Raw genomic sequence first — 14950 nt, 5'->3', positions numbered from 1 at the left:
TTTTCGTCTTTGCTTTTTCCTAGGATCTAGGACCTCGGTTCTAAATCAATGCCTTGGCGGTAAAAACTCGGTTTCGCTCATATCCGAATGCAGCACTGCTATTTTCGTTGGCGCGCCGTCGGCCGCAATTTCCACCATTCCTATACCACTGTTATTGACTAGGCGTTTACTGCGTTCACCATTAGGGCGTCGGCCACGGATAGACATACGTTTACGCTTAGTGAAAAAGTTAAGTGGTGAAAAATGCCCGTAAAGCCAACCATTAAGCTTATCGAAGATCGGTAGCAGTTTTTCGGGGAACTGATTCTTAAAGCCACTGCAGGTGATCTGATAAATTTGTGGCCCGCCATGGCGAAAACGAATGCTGATGTCATAGCTAAATGAGTAGTGCACATCGCCTGAAAGAATGATGAACTGTTCAGGAGTTTTTCGGTGCTGAAAGATACTCAGCAAGGTGTTTGCAGTGCCGGGGTGTGCCATCCAGTTTTCGGCATCGACCAGTAATGAACCGCCACAAAGGGTTGCGATTCTTTGCACGGTTTCAATCAGTTTGACGCCGTACATAGGGGCGGGGGACACGATGATCACATTCGGTTGGTTAACCAACTCGGATTGAAACTCCATCAAGGCTTCCCAGTCCATTAACCCGGAAGGTTTGCCTAGGTTAGACTCACTGCGCCAGCGTCGGGTGCGGGTATCGAGAACGAGTAACTTAGGCGTGGTTTGGAGGCTGTAATGCCAGTGTTCAAAGTTAAGTAACTTTTCGATAAGGGCATCTTGGCCTTCGGCAGTAGGCTGCTCAAAGAATCGATTAAGATCTGGGGTGATCTCCCCATCGAAGCGTGATGGTGCATTGCCAAGCCCTTGGAAAAGAGTATAAGCAATCAATGCATTGCCAATGATTCGCTTAGAAAACTCGTGCCCATAGGCGGCGAGCTCCCATCTTGCAGTTAGATTCCAGTCATCGGTAATATCGTGATCATCGAAAATCATATAGGTAGGAACATGTGCCATTAAGCGCCGCACCTGTTTTAAGCCTGCTTTAAACTCTAATAGGTGAGTCCATTCTCTCTGCCACCTTTGATTGTTCACCTTACTTAAACCGACGACATCTTTCTGAATTTCAATGAGTTCCCACAGCTCTGGTGACCAATAAAGTAAATAGAGCGCGATTAACTCATTGAGGCTAACCAGATGATTCTCTGCGATGGATGAGGTGAATATCGGGTGGTTGATATACCAGCTTGCGATGGCTGTCTTAGCCTTGTACTGAGTCTTGGGCAACAGGTTGATGTGACGCTGATACATGGCGGCGGGCTGATAACTGATCTGACTAGAATCTGTCAGCGTTGCATCGATAAACTCTTCTTGATTAAGACCTAATAGCTCAATAACCTGACCAATGGCAAAAAGCATTGGCCCTGCAACATCATCAACATAGACTTGATCGCCACTCATCATTAACAAGGCGGGACGCTGGCTGATGTTTTGGTGTTGGAGTAATTGGGTATCGGCGGCAACTAAGGCGTCGCTACTGTGATGATGCACGTTACGGCAGGAGCCGTGCAGTAGCTTATCGATCTGAGGTTTGACGATAAACTCACAGGGCTTACTATCGGGATAATTGAGTGTTTCTAAGTCATCAAATAGGTTGGTTGCGTTAGCATCAAACACTTGATATTGCAGTGTCGTATCTCTGGGCAGCAGTTTATCTTGTGAAACGGTAATTAAGTATTGAAACGCATGCTCACCGAGGCGAATACAGTGCGCCTCTTTATCGCTTAGCTGTCGATCAAACTCGGCGCCAATTAATGCCAAACGCAAGCTTGATAAGCGTTCGCGGCAGACAAACCACAAGGTGAAATGCTGCTCATCGCAGTGGCGCAGAATAGGGCCAGCAATAATGAGAGGCAGTGAGTTGGCTGATGACATGGAGACACTCTTTGGTAAAAGTAAGCTTTATCAAGAGTAAACCAGTGCTTAGAGGATGAAAACCCCTTAAGCTAAATCGCAAATATTGTCGTTGATGGCGGGGCGTCTCGAAACTCAACTTCTATGCTAGATAAGGTATTATTAATCATGGCTTAGGTACTCAGCTCCAACACTAACCATTTCATTGCTGTGACATCCCCCACAGATAACAACAAACGTCCAAAGGGTTGCCCCTTAAGCTGTGAGCGACTTGCCAGTTTAGGGATAAAAAGCAGGATACCTTTTAGGGTTGGAATAGAAAGGGCGTTGCAGCAGCCTAGAGTTTTAGCTTGTATAGCAATGGCTTATTAAAAAGATGTAAACGATAACAATAAAGAATGATTACCCATGATCAATACGCGTTTTAAAAATCTACTTATACGTAATCTTGGTGCTACAGACCAATTAGCATTATTGAGGTTTGCTGCTCTCTTGCTGAAGATAGGACTAACCTTCTTTGCTGCAGACACTTTTGGCTTATCGCTAACTAGCCCAGTTCTCTACTGGGGAATGAGCCTAGAGGCCCTCTATTTAGGTTTTACTTTCAGGTACCGTAGCGCGATTGCTCGCTTGGAGAATGGTTTTTTCATCGTGTTGCTGATTGATACTCTGTTTTGGATCTCCTGGCTCTACTTTACGGGAGGGGCTACCAACGCATTTATCTCTTTGTTGCTACTACCGATTGCAATCGCAGCCGTTGTGCTGCCTCAGTGGGCACCTTGGGCCTTAGCCTTATTGTCGACCTTTGCCTATAGCCTGATGATTTTTGCCGTGCCAGAAAGCCAGATGAAGCACCATGGTATGGACATGAGTTCTCATTATCTAGGGATGTGGTTTAACTTCTTGATTTCGGCATTAGTGCTGACTACCAGTGTGGCCTACATTGCGCAACGAATGCGTAAGCAGGAGGTAGAGCTAGGCTATATGCGCGAGGCGCAACTACGGCAAGAAAGGCTGTTAGCGCTCGGTACAGCCTCGGCGCAGATGGCCCACCAATTAGCTACGCCACTAGCGAGTTTGCGCTTGCTGGTGGATGAAGCCGTAGAAGAACAAATTAGTGAGCCAGAGGTATTGCAAGAGATGAATACGGCTCTAGTCCGCTGTGAGCAAACACTTACCTCGCTGAGAGCGGCTACCGAATCGATACGCCAGCAAAAGCAAAGCTTATTAACTGCTGATGAACTGCTTGAAACTCTTAAACAGCAAGTTTTACTGCTAATGCCTGAGGTAGATTTACAGCTGAATAATACTACCGAGAGCCAAACTGAAGGGCATTCAGCTAAGGCCATAAAGACGGATGCCAGTTTGCTTCCAGCACTGTTAGCATTAATCGAAAATGCCAGTAGTGCGAGTTTCGCTCACATAGGGGAGGCTAAGGTGGTTGTGTCGGTTATGGCCGCAGCAGACCGAGACAGACTGTGTATTTCAGTGAGGGACTATGGTGCAGGGATCCCTAAAGAGATGCAGCTACAGCTGGGACACAAGCTGATTGAGAGCGAACGTGGCATGGGGATGGCACTGCTGCTTAGTAATGCCAGTTTTGAGCGTTTAGGCGGACAATTGCTATTAGGTAGTGCCAAAGAGGGCGGCACGGTTGCAGAGGTTTGCTTCCCAATTAGCCACGATAGCGGCAATGGAGAGTATCATGGCTAAAAAGTTACTGATTATTGAAGATGATACGGCCTTAGCCAGCGTGTTGGCTCGACGTATGGCTAAGCAAGGGTTCGAATGTCAGCAGTGCCACGACGCCACTCAAGGCTTGCTGTTAGCCAGACAATTTCGCCCGACTCATGTGCTACTAGACATGAAGCTGGAGCAGGAGAACGGCCTTAAGTTGATCTCGCCGCTGAGGCAATTACTCCCCGATGTAACCATGGTGCTGCTAACGGGATATGCCAGCATAGCCACGGCGGTGGAGGCCATTAGGTTGGGAGCCGATAACTATTTGGCTAAACCGGTGGATACTCAAACCCTATTAAACGCGCTATCAGTGACATCATTTGATAATGATATGCAGCCGTTAGTCGAGGAACCGCTATCGACTAAACGTTTAGAATGGGAGCATATTCAGCAGGTGCTAAATGCCAATAGCGGCAACGTTTCAGCTACTGCTAGGCAGCTAGGCATGCATAGACGCACACTGCAGCGAAAGTTATTAAAGAAACCAACAGCGGATCATAGATAGACTATCGATAATTCGGGCTATTAGCTAATTAAAAGAGGACGCGGATGTGTCCTCTTTTCTATTCTCACCGTGCCCGCTCTTGTATGAGCTCGAGTGTGTTGTTCATTTTAGTGCTTAAGATCGTAATACAGATGCCATTGACGTCGGCCCATCTCTAGCACAATACCGGTTGCTAATCCGGCTGCGGTATTAACGAGTAAGCAGATAGCAGCCGTGGATAAAATCACAAAAATACAGAAAGGCTTACCATCGATAAATCGCTGTGACCACGCCAATTGCGTACCTGCGATAGCCAGTAGGCTACCTAAAATCGCAAGCGGAATAAGCGATAGCACACCTGCTATGCCTTGGCCCCAAAACGCTGCAATCAGTAAGCAAGTACTTCCGAAAATTGTCGGTGCTAACCAAGTGCGTGCGCCAAAGTGATGCTGTACGGCGAGCCCACCTGCACCATGGCACATGGCTGTGGCGCCAAAAGGTGCTAGCAATAGGTTGGCCCAACCTGAGCTGGTGGCGAAGCGTTTAGGTGCAAAAGCTGCATCGCCATCTTCTGGAAACTTCTGTTTTGCCATCGCTGAAGTGGCTATGACGGCGTTGGTTAAAGTAAGAGCAAGCTGGGGTAACACTAATAAACCAGCAGCCGAGGTCCATTCATCAAGACTTGGCCAGATAAACTGCCAAGGGGTTGAGACTGATAGATCGAAGCTCGGCGCTGTGCCGCTATTAAGTTGCCAAATAATGCCAAGCACGATGACAAGTGGCATTGCCAAGTAGCGCATCGGCAAGAACTTGCTCGAAAATAAAGCGATAAAGGCCACTAGACCAATAAGCCAAGTTTGACTCATCATCTGGCCGCCCATCCAAATAAGCTGCAGGCCTATGGCTAATTGAATGCCGATACTAATGGCGGGGGATAACTGCTTGGCCATCCAAGTAATAGCGCCGCTGTATGCCAGCACTAATAAAATGAGCCCCATCAACATGCCGCTAGCTTGCAGCATGCCGGGTGTTAATCCTTGCGCAATGACTAAGGCGGTGATCACTTTCATCGGCTGCACGGGAATAGGGCGACGATAATAGAACGCGGTGAATAACGCGAATAGACCAAAACCCATAAATATCCCTTGGGGGGAGAAATGGTTAAGGGCAATTAAACCTAGCGCGAGGGGAAGAAAGGTACCTAAATCGGCGAAGGCGCCGCTAAACTCTCCTGAATATTGGTTAACACTATCAAATTTATTGGTCTTACATCTCATATAGCTTGCCGTAGGAAAAGAACACTATAGCTATCGCAAGAATGATGCCACAAATTACAAGGTAAATTGGGAGCAAAATGCTGTTAAGACGGTAATTGTCCAACTGAGTTGAGACAAGTTGGCTAGAGGTTTTAATTAAAGTGGTCAATTGGTCCAGTATTCGAAAACGCTTATATTTAACTCTGTTTTGGAACTTGCGACTGAAAAGTATAAATGAGCAAACTTTATACTTTTCAGTACGATGGGGTGAATGATATGGACTAATTTAAACTTGATTGTGCATATCATTTAACGCTTGATGCAATAGATCGTCATCATCGGATTGAAGATCGCCTTGATGCTCAATCTGCTCATCAAAGGATGCTAAATCTAGCTGTTTATCATGTTTATCTTCATCAAGTAGTGGGTTATCAAATGTGTCCACTTGGACGATATCGAGCATATCGGTATGTGGATCACTACTCACTAATGTTTCAATTTGCGGCAAGTTATCAGTTGTAGCAGTTGATTCGCTAGAGTGAAGATCTTGCTGACTTATTCCGACCATTTTTAAGTAATGATCAACGGGGGCTGAAGTCGTTAACGCTGCTGGTGAGTCGTCGGCATCGCTAGCTTGCTCAATGCGGCTTACAGTCTGCTCCTCTGATGATGCAGGAATGGCATCGTCGACAAGATCTATATTCACTATGAAATCGTTACTCTCCTGCGGTGCATCATGTGCGAAAGGAGCTGGCGGAGGTGGAGTTTGCTGGCCAATAACAGGAGTCACTGTCATATCTAGCACTTCAGATCCTAAAGTCAGCTTGCCGCTATTGCCGGGACCATGGCTCAAGATACTTACCTGAACATGCATTACCACATCGTCGTGATGTGAGCCTTGAAGGGCGACTTCAAATCTATCTTCATGCACGCCAACATTTTGAGCGCTCCCATGGGGACCAGTATGGGTATTTCCATGCTCTTGATAATTCAGCTGACCGGTTTTAGGGTCAATCGTTAAGGTGCCCCATTGACTGGTATAGGATGTTTGGTAATGACCGTTGATTAAAATTTTCCAACCTTGTTCAGCGACAGGTACCGGAGTTTGCCCCGGAATGAGTGTTGGTACGCCTAGTGAGGCGCCAATGTGATGGCTGCCTGGTGGTGCAGTGACAACGATGGGATCAGGTTTAGCGCCTGCTGCCATGTTTAAGGCGGAGTTCACGTTGCCGTGCTCATCAGTCATGATGGCTTTGATTATGCTACTTGGTGCGACTTCGAGTGAGATCCCATTAGCCAGACTATTGGCATCAAGCTGATGGTCTACACCATTAATGTTGAGATGCTCGCCCACTTTGGCATCTGCAGCAGCATGCACTGTGGCAGTAATAGTACCTGCATTACCATGGGCGATTTCTGCTTTACTGTATAAGTTATCACTGCCGGGATTTTCAAAGGTGATGCTAGGTCGGCCAACTTGAAGATCGGTTTCATACTGCAGAGTCTGGCTCGCTTGAGCTGAGTTGCCGGCGTTGTCTGAGGTCGTCACACTGGCTGATATCGATGACTGCGACGCTAATTCGCTGCCTGTAACAACAATGCTAAACTGACCATGGCTATCAACCGTACCAGTGTATTGCTGTTGATTAAGGGTTAACGTGACTACGTCTCCTTGCTGGGCATCACCGCCAACGCTACCGGTTACATTCACCGAGGTATGGCTTTCTTGCGCGTTAATAATATTGTCAGCAGTGATGGGATCAAGCTGGATAGTTGCGCTGGCATGAGTATCAATCTCAACATCGAGCCCCGATGAAACGGTTGGTACTATGGATGATGGTGCAAGGGCTTTAGCTGACAGGCTATGCAGTCCTTCAGTTAAGCTTGATAAGGTTGCACTATAGTTACCATTGGCATCAGATAAGGCGTGACCAACGGGATTATTACCATCGTAAATGGTCACTCTAGAGAAAGGAATATCAGTGTGCCCTGTAATGTCAGGTGTGGCGTCTGAGGTTAAATCATCGCTATGACTTTGGCCTGTGTCACTTGTTGTACAGAGATCGATACTGACGTGATTTATTGCAGGCGTTGCAACAATATGGCCGCTTGGCAAAGTGTCGGTTACCACTGGTTGAGTGGGTACACTGCTTGTTATTACTACTGCGCCAGCCGTGTTGCTAAGCGTTGCTTGGGCATTAAAACTGATAAATTGACTTGCCACGCCACCGTGATTATCACTGACCTTAACTTCAAATACATCGACACCGCTATAGGTTGCTGTGGCGGGGTTATAGCTCATATGTGCCACAGAGTTATTCTGGGTATAGACATAAGCGCCGCTGTCAGGGTCAACAGATAAACTGCCAAAGCTGCCAGTCAGAATTGGCGCTGAAAATGTATGTGTATCGCCTGTATCAACATCGGTTGCGATTAAGCTTCCTTGTGTGTGACTGGTTTGGTTAATGGTTAACACTGGCAAATCATTAACGGCGCTAACGGTGAGTACTGCGGTATGCGCGGCTGAATCTTGATGGCCGTCATTGGCGACATAGCTGAAGTGAGCGTCACCATTAAAATTGGCAGCAGGCCTAAACAGCAGATGAGCAATATCATTGGCATTAATGGTTTGCCCTTGGCTTATAGCATGGCCATTAACAAGTAAATGACCGTTAGCAGGATCGGGAAGTTGAGTGATTGTTAGCCCAGCTAAAGCATCATTGTCGCAGTCTTGATAGCCAAAACTTGCAGCGCTAAAGTTATAATCAGTGTCTTCCGCTGTACTGGCGCTAATGGTTTGCACTGTGGGTTGATGATTGGGGTTTATATGGATATTTAGCGTATTTTGGCTTTCATCTCTATAGTCTCCATGGGTATCAACCACACGATAAATAAACCCAGGTACATCACCACTAAAGCTTGCTTCTGGAGTGAAGCGATAGTCACCGTTTGTCGCTATGTGTATTTGGCCAACACCGGTAATCGACACGTCCTGCCCAGAATGTACACTGACGTAATGCTGGGTGTTGGGATCTTTAAATTGCAGATCTTGTAAAATGAGTTGTGCACCATCGTCAAGATCGGTTGCACCTTGCAGTAAGTTCCCGGTTACTGGGCCACTATATTGATCTGAATTTGCTTTGAAACTATGAATAATAGGCTGATCACTTGTTCCGCTGATAATTACTTGTGCTTGTTGGCTTGATTGGTGAGTATTACTGCCGCTGCCCTCTTGTAGTTGGTAGTTGATCCAGATCTTGTGTTGAACGCCATTAGCTAAGTGATCATAACTGCTGTTGGACGGATCCACTTCTAACGTATGACCATCGCCGCCTAAACTAAACCCTGCCGGGACTTGGCTACTAAAGTTGATCCCGTCAGTAGAGTATTGTAGCTGGCTAACTTGATTACCTTGAATGCCAGCAAAAAGATCTAATCCTTGGGTTGTGCCGGATTCTTGTAGCTGTAAAGTTGGCGTATCTGTATGACCGTGGATGGTAATCACAATGGTCTTGCTAGCTGTGCCATCGGGTGAGGTTACGACTACTGTGTCGGTGAGTTGCTCCCCTGCATTTAAGGCATTGACCGCTGTGGCTGTATTGTTGAGCGCGTAATGCCAGCTGCCGTCTTCATCTACAGCGAGTTGACCATATTGGCCTAGTATTTGAGTATTGGCAGCGAACTTGTCTTCGCCAGTATCGGGATCGATTAAGGTTAATTGGCCCGATATTGTGCTGGTGGCTGAATCTTCAGTAATAGAAGCACTGCCAGTGGACTGTGTTTGCCCATCAATGGTGGCTGTATCTCCAGAAGCTTCGATATGCAAAGTGTTACTGGCGATAGCCGAGTCAGTATGGCCATCATTGACTGTGTATTGAAAATTGACGTCGCCGTTATAGTCTTTGACTGGCACAAATTGCAGCTTGCTGATGTCGTTTGCTGTAATGGTTTGTCCTGAACTGATGTCATTGCCATCAAGTAGAAATTTACCGAAAGTCGCAGGATCTGGCAGGGTGGTGAAGGTAACACTGTGTAATGAGTCGCTGCTATCAACATCAGTAAATCCAAACTGACTGGCTTGCATTTGATAGTTTACATCTTCAGTGCCGTGACTTAGGTTTACCTTAGTCACTGTGGGGGCGTCATTGGTTCCTTCGACCTTAATATGAAGTTCATAAGGAGTACCATCTCGGCTATGTACCCGATAAATCACCTCTTCAGTTTGTCCTGCCGCAAGGTGTTGTAACGAGTTATTATTAACGCTATACCCCCAGTTACCTGCGCTATCTATTCTTAAGTGTCCACCGAATGGGTCATAGATTTTGGTTTCACCAAATTGGCTGTATTGAAAGTGGTTTTCGCCTGAGTCTGGGTCGCTAACGTGCAGTTGTCCGTTAGCTAGCTCTTTGGTAATACCATTATTAGTAAATTTGTGGGAGCCGTCTTCAATCACAGTTCCTGTAGAGACTTCAGTGATGATTGCAGAATCTTTCGCGCCTTGTACATTTACTTGAATATGTTGTGTTGCCTTTGAACCATCACTTGAAATTGCAACGACATCAAAGCTTTCGGCAATATTATCGCTTGTTCTTAGGCTGTTTGATTTAGCGTGGTCTAAATCATAATGCCAAGTGCCATCTTTACTCACTGACAGCGTTCCGTAGTTGCCAGCAGTGGATTGTGCTTGAAAATGAACGCTATCATCGGTGTCTAAATCATGGGCAAGAAGCACACCTGATACCGAACTTTTACTGTCCTCTATCGCAGTGCTCAACGAGGCAACCGTTGACGAAGGTGTATCGATAATCACATGGTCATCTGTACCACGTATGGTGGCACTAATCGGTATCCTTGTACCATCAGCGGTTATTAAGGTCATTGAGTCCGTTAAACTTTGACCATCTTTTAATCCTTGGATCTCAGGGTTGGTATTGCTTGCCTCATAACGCCACTTATTGTGCCCGTCAGTGCTGTGGGTGGTAACAAAAGTACCATAGTCACCTCGCAGGTTTAGACCGAAATCTGATGGAACTGGATGCACCACGCCGTTAATTTCTATTTGAACAATCTGGGCTTCTTTTGAGCTATCAACATCTGTGGTATCAAGGTTGCTCCAAAACGAAATCAGATGATTTGATGATGAACTTGAAGTTTTGTCTTCAGTTACCTCGACAGTTGTTAGCTGGTTGGAGAGTATTGAGGCATCATTAACCGAAACCAGGTTTGTGGTTGCCCCTGTATGCGTGACCCCGCCATGGGCATCTTTTACATCATAGGTGAAATGAACCTGACCGTCGTAGTCTTTCTCTGGCGTAAAGGTGAAGCTACCATCAAGGTTATCAAGGATAGAACCATGGTCGGCATGTAGATTGGCGATACTGAGCAGGTTGATATCGTTGTGGTCTATGTCGGTCGCATTAGCTAATAGTTCGGTTGAAGTTATTCGAATATTAGTGTCTTCAGTACCTGATGGTAGTAACACTGCACCACTAACATTTGGTTTGTCATTACTGCCGTGAATGCTCACCTCTATGGTGTGTTGTGTACCATCACTAGAATGAATCGTAACCCAATCTTTAAGTGTTTCACCGGCACCTAACGCTTGAATATTAGGTTTTGTGGTATCAATGATATATTCCCACCCGCCAGTTTTGTCTAGGCTGAGTTTGCCGCCTAACTGGCTAGTATAAGGTGCTAACTCGGGGTGAGCTGCCCACTGAATAAAGCTCTTTAAATCAAAGTGAGACTGGCCTGTATCAGGATCACTAATGGTTAGCTGGCCTCTTGTGTGAATCATGTTGGGAAGCCAACTTACTGCTGAATAAGCGTTGACATCTTCGGTGACGTCACCCTTATCCATACCGGCTATGATGGCCGTGTCTGATGTGCCCTGAATGGTGATAACGACCAGTTGCTCACTGCCCTCGGCACTATGTACCAATAGCGTATCAGTCATCGACTCGCCAATTTTTAGCCCTTGAACAGCGGCTTGCTGATTATCAGCTGTATAGGTCCAATGACCTTGGTTATTGATACTTAACAGCCCATATTGCCCATGAACGTTTTCGGCCTGAAACTGATTTTCACCAGTATCCGCGTCGGTTACAGATAGTTGTCCGTCCGCTCTAAGTTGACTCTGATAAAGGTCTTTATCTTCGGTCAAGCTTGCCGTAGATAACCCTGAGATAACCGCCTTGTCATCAGTACCATTAATGGTGACGGTGACTTGCTGCTCGGTGCCATCGACAGAGTGCACCTGGAAGGTCTCGGTGAGCGACTCACCGGTTTTGAGCCCTTGAATCAAGGATTGAGAATTATCTGCGGTATAGGTCCAATGGCCAGTATTATCGATACTGATCTGACCGTATTGACCTTGCAGTGAGTCGGCAGTGAACTGATTTTCACCGCTATCTAAATCGCTAACGTTGAGCTGTCCATCGGCGCGCAGCATGCTGCCGCTGGCGAGGTTGCTATCTTCAGTGAGGCTCGCTGTAGCGGTTCCGGCAATCACGGCTTTGTCATCGGTGCCATTAATGGTCACCGTGATTTTTTGCTCGGCACCATCCGCTGAATGTACCAATACAGTGTCGGTGAGCGACTCACCGGTTTTGAGCCCCTGAATCAAGGATTGAGAATTATCTGCGGTATAGGTCCAATGGCCAGTATTATCGATACTGATCTGACCGTATTGACCTTGCAGTGAGTCGGCAGTGAACTGATTTTCACCGCTATCTAAATCGCTAACCCTGAGCTGTCCATCGGCGCGCAGCATGCCGCCGCTGGCGAGGTTGCTATCCTCAGTGAGGCTCGCTGTAGCGGTTCCGACAATCACGGCTTTGTCATCGGTGCCATTAATGGTCACCGTGATTTTTTGCTCGGTGCCATCCGCTGAATGTACCAACAAAGTGTCGGTGAGCGACTCACCGGTTTTGAGCCCCTGAATCAAGGATTGAGAATTATCGGCGGTATAGGTCCAGTGGCCGGTATTGTCGATGCTAAGCTGACCGTACTGACCTTGCAGTGAATCGGCTGTGAACTGGTTTTCACCGCTATCTAAATCGCTAACGTTGAGCTGTCCATCGGCGCGCAGCATGCCGCCGCTGGCGAGGTTGCTATCTTCAGTGAGGCTCGCTGTAGCGGTTCCGGCAATCACGGCTTTGTCATCGGTGCCATTAATGGTCACTGTGATTTTTTGCTCGGTAGCATCCGCTGAATGTACCAATACAGTGTCGGTGAGCGACTCACCGGTTTTTAGACCTTGAATAATGTTTTGTGAATTATCAGCGCTATAGGTCCAATGGCCGGTATTGTCGATGCTAAGCTGACCGTACTGACCTTGCAGTGAATCGGCAGTGAACTGATTTTCACCGCTATCTAAATCGCTAACCCTGAGCTGTCCATCGGCGCGCAGCGTACCACCACTGACGAGGTTGCTATCCTCAGTGAGGCTCGCTGTAGCGGTTCCGACAATCACGGCTTTGTCATCGGTGCCATTAATGGTGACCGTGATTTTTTGCTCGGTGCCATCTGCTGAATGTACCAATACAGTGTCGGTGAGCGACTCGCCGGTTTTTAGACCCTGAATAATGTTTTGTGAATTATCAGCGGTATAGGTCCAATGGCCGGTATTGTCGATGCTAAGCTGACCGTACTGACCTTGCAGTGAATCGGCAGTGAACTGATTTTCACCGCTATCTAAATCGCTAACCCTGAGCTGTCCATCGGCGCGCAGCGTACCACCACTGGCCAGATTTTTATCTTCAGTGAGGGTCGTGCTAGCCGTACCCGCAATCACCGCTTTATCGTCAGTACCATTAATAGTGACGGTGACTTGCTGCTCGGTGCCATCGATAGAGTGTACCTGTAAGGTCTCGGTGAGCGACTCGCCAGTTTTGAGCCCTTGAATCACGGTTTGAGAATTATCGACGGTATAGATCCAGTGACCCATATTGTCGATACTGAGCTGACCGTACTGACCTTGCAATAAATCGACGGTGAACTGATTTTGACCTGCATCAGGATCAGTAATCGTTAGCAGACCTTCGGTAGTCAACTCTTCACTACTAGGGGTTACTGATACTTTGAGATCTTCAGTCATTGTCCCTGTAGATGTGCCACCAATTTGCGCTGACTCATTGCTGCCAGTAACTTCAATTGTTACCTGCTGAGTAACAGGTTGGCCTGAGCTGTCTGTGGCAATAACGGTGAAGGTTTCGGTCGCGACTTGTCCTTGATTTAGTGCTTGTGTTGCTGGTTTTTGGTTATTGAGTTGATAATGCCAAGTGCCAGTATCTGGCTCTATAGTTAGTTCGCCCAGTTGACCCTGTCCATTAGCTATTGACCAGCTGATCTTGTCACCATTATCGGGATCGGTAGCGATCAAACTGCCTGATGTACTATCTATGGTGCCTTTTTCATTCAGTGCTGCGTGATGTACTCCGGAAATACTGGGTAGATCGTTGCTGCCTTCAACTTCAACAGCGATGGTTGTTTGTACATGATTACCTTCGTTGTCAGTCGCCGTCACTATAAACTGTTCAGTGTGGTGCTCGTTCTCGACTAATGCATTTGTTGCTTGTGCCGCGTTATTGAGTTGGTAATGCCATTGTCCGGTTGCTGGTTCTACATTTAGTATCCCAAATTGCCCTTGTGATTGGCTGATGCTCCAGTTTATTTGAGCTGAATTATGGCCTTGAGCATGCAATGTTCCAGTAACAGTATCAGTACTTGAATCTTCTTTTAATTGTTGAATTTGTTGTTGAATCTCTACAGAGAGAGGCTTTTCATTAGTGCCAGTGCCAGTGCCAGTGCCAGTGCCAGTGCCAGTGCCAGTGCCAGTGCCAGTGCCAGTACCAGTACCAGTACCTGTGCCAGTACCTGTGCCAGTACCTGTGCCAGTACCTGTGCCAGTACCTGTGCCAGTACCTGTGCCAGTGCCAGCTGGGTGTAATACTGTGGTATGGAGATTTTTTTCGTCTGTTATTGTTGTTTTTTCGAGTGCAGCGGCTTTCAAAGTAACGGTAAAGTGGGGATGATTCTGTTGATTTGCGGTAAACGTTAATGGTTTGGCAATGCTACTTAAGCCTATCGCACCACCTGCACTAGCGTGAAAGTGGGCGCCTGAATGCAGACCAGTGGTTTCACTGGAGCCTTGAGGGCGAGCATTTGGATTATGTGGAGCTGCAGGGCTAGCGGTTGTATCTGTTGTCGCTTGATTCGGTTGAGAAGGTTGTGCAGTTTTTACAGCTTGAGTCTCTGTATCAATTTGCTCGGTGTGTGGTTGTGCTAAATGCGCCGTTTCTGTTTGAGAGTCGCTTGAGTCCTCATTGACTATCGGACCAGTAGCACTCCAAGATTTATCTGCAACTAAGTCTTTATTACCGATGATGCTTGTTTTACCACCAGTATCACGCAGTTCTTTAGCCTTTAGACGAGCAACATCTTTGTCGACTTGTTTAGCTTTTTGTTTAGCGTGTTGAGCTTGCTGTTTTTTCTCAGCTTCAATCGCTTCTGGTGTATTAGCATTTGGTGTTGATTTTTTATCGTCTTGACTCATGTT

General features: G+C 46.9%; 5 protein-coding genes. 2 read left to right on the top strand and 3 right to left on the bottom strand.

The features are described from left to right. Nucleotides 1-45 precede the first annotated feature (45 nt). On the bottom strand, nucleotides 46-1932 hold the full coding sequence (locus Q1A86_RS06940; protein WP_299804599.1) for an alkaline phosphatase D family protein: 1887 nt from the start codon (nucleotides 1930-1932) through the stop codon (nucleotides 46-48). A gap of 387 nt (nucleotides 1933-2319) precedes the next feature. Between Q1A86_RS06940 and Q1A86_RS06935 the strand changes: the two genes are divergently transcribed. Further along, nucleotides 2320-3624 (top strand): sensor histidine kinase KdpD, encoded by a 1305-nt coding sequence (locus Q1A86_RS06935; RefSeq protein ID WP_299804597.1) that lies wholly within the window; start codon nucleotides 2320-2322, stop codon nucleotides 3622-3624. Beyond that, entirely contained in the window at nucleotides 3617-4156 is a 540-nt protein-coding gene (locus tag Q1A86_RS06930) for a response regulator transcription factor (RefSeq protein WP_299804594.1), read from the top strand. Before Q1A86_RS06935 ends, Q1A86_RS06930 begins: the two co-directional genes overlap by 8 nt. A gap of 107 nt (nucleotides 4157-4263) precedes the next feature. On the opposite strand, the gene Q1A86_RS06925 is transcribed toward Q1A86_RS06930, so the two are convergent. Together Q1A86_RS06925 and Q1A86_RS06920 are read right to left on the bottom strand one after the other, a co-directional pair. Beyond that, nucleotides 4264-5412 (bottom strand): putative sulfate/molybdate transporter, encoded by a 1149-nt coding sequence (locus Q1A86_RS06925; RefSeq protein WP_299804592.1) that lies wholly within the window; start codon nucleotides 5410-5412, stop codon nucleotides 4264-4266. A 265-nt stretch (nucleotides 5413-5677) separates the two neighbouring features. After that, nucleotides 5678-14947: a VCBS domain-containing protein gene (locus Q1A86_RS06920; protein WP_299804589.1), complete on the bottom strand. Its 9270-nt coding sequence runs from the start codon at nucleotides 14945-14947 to the stop codon at nucleotides 5678-5680. Between the last annotated feature and the right edge of the window lie 3 nt (nucleotides 14948-14950).

The organism is uncultured Shewanella sp. (assembly GCF_947497935.1).
In the GTDB taxonomy this organism is placed as follows: Bacteria; Pseudomonadota; Gammaproteobacteria; order Enterobacterales; family Shewanellaceae; genus Shewanella.
This window is presented reverse-complemented; position numbering and strand designations above follow the sequence as displayed.

What these genes read in the sequence shown, in the direction of transcription:
- Q1A86_RS06920 (WP_299804589.1), bottom strand. Translation starts at nt 14,947, where the DNA reads ATGAGTCAAGACGATAAAAAATCAACACCAAATGCTAATACACCAGAA.
- Q1A86_RS06940 (WP_299804599.1), bottom strand. Translation starts at nt 1,932, where the DNA reads ATGTCATCAGCCAACTCACTGCCTCTCATTATTGCTGGCCCTATTCTG.
- Q1A86_RS06925 (WP_299804592.1), bottom strand. Translation starts at nt 5,412, where the DNA reads ATGAGATGTAAGACCAATAAATTTGATAGTGTTAACCAATATTCAGGA.
- Q1A86_RS06930 (WP_299804594.1), top strand. Translation starts at nt 3,617, where the DNA reads ATGGCTAAAAAGTTACTGATTATTGAAGATGATACGGCCTTAGCCAGC.
- Q1A86_RS06935 (WP_299804597.1), top strand. Translation starts at nt 2,320, where the DNA reads ATGATCAATACGCGTTTTAAAAATCTACTTATACGTAATCTTGGTGCT.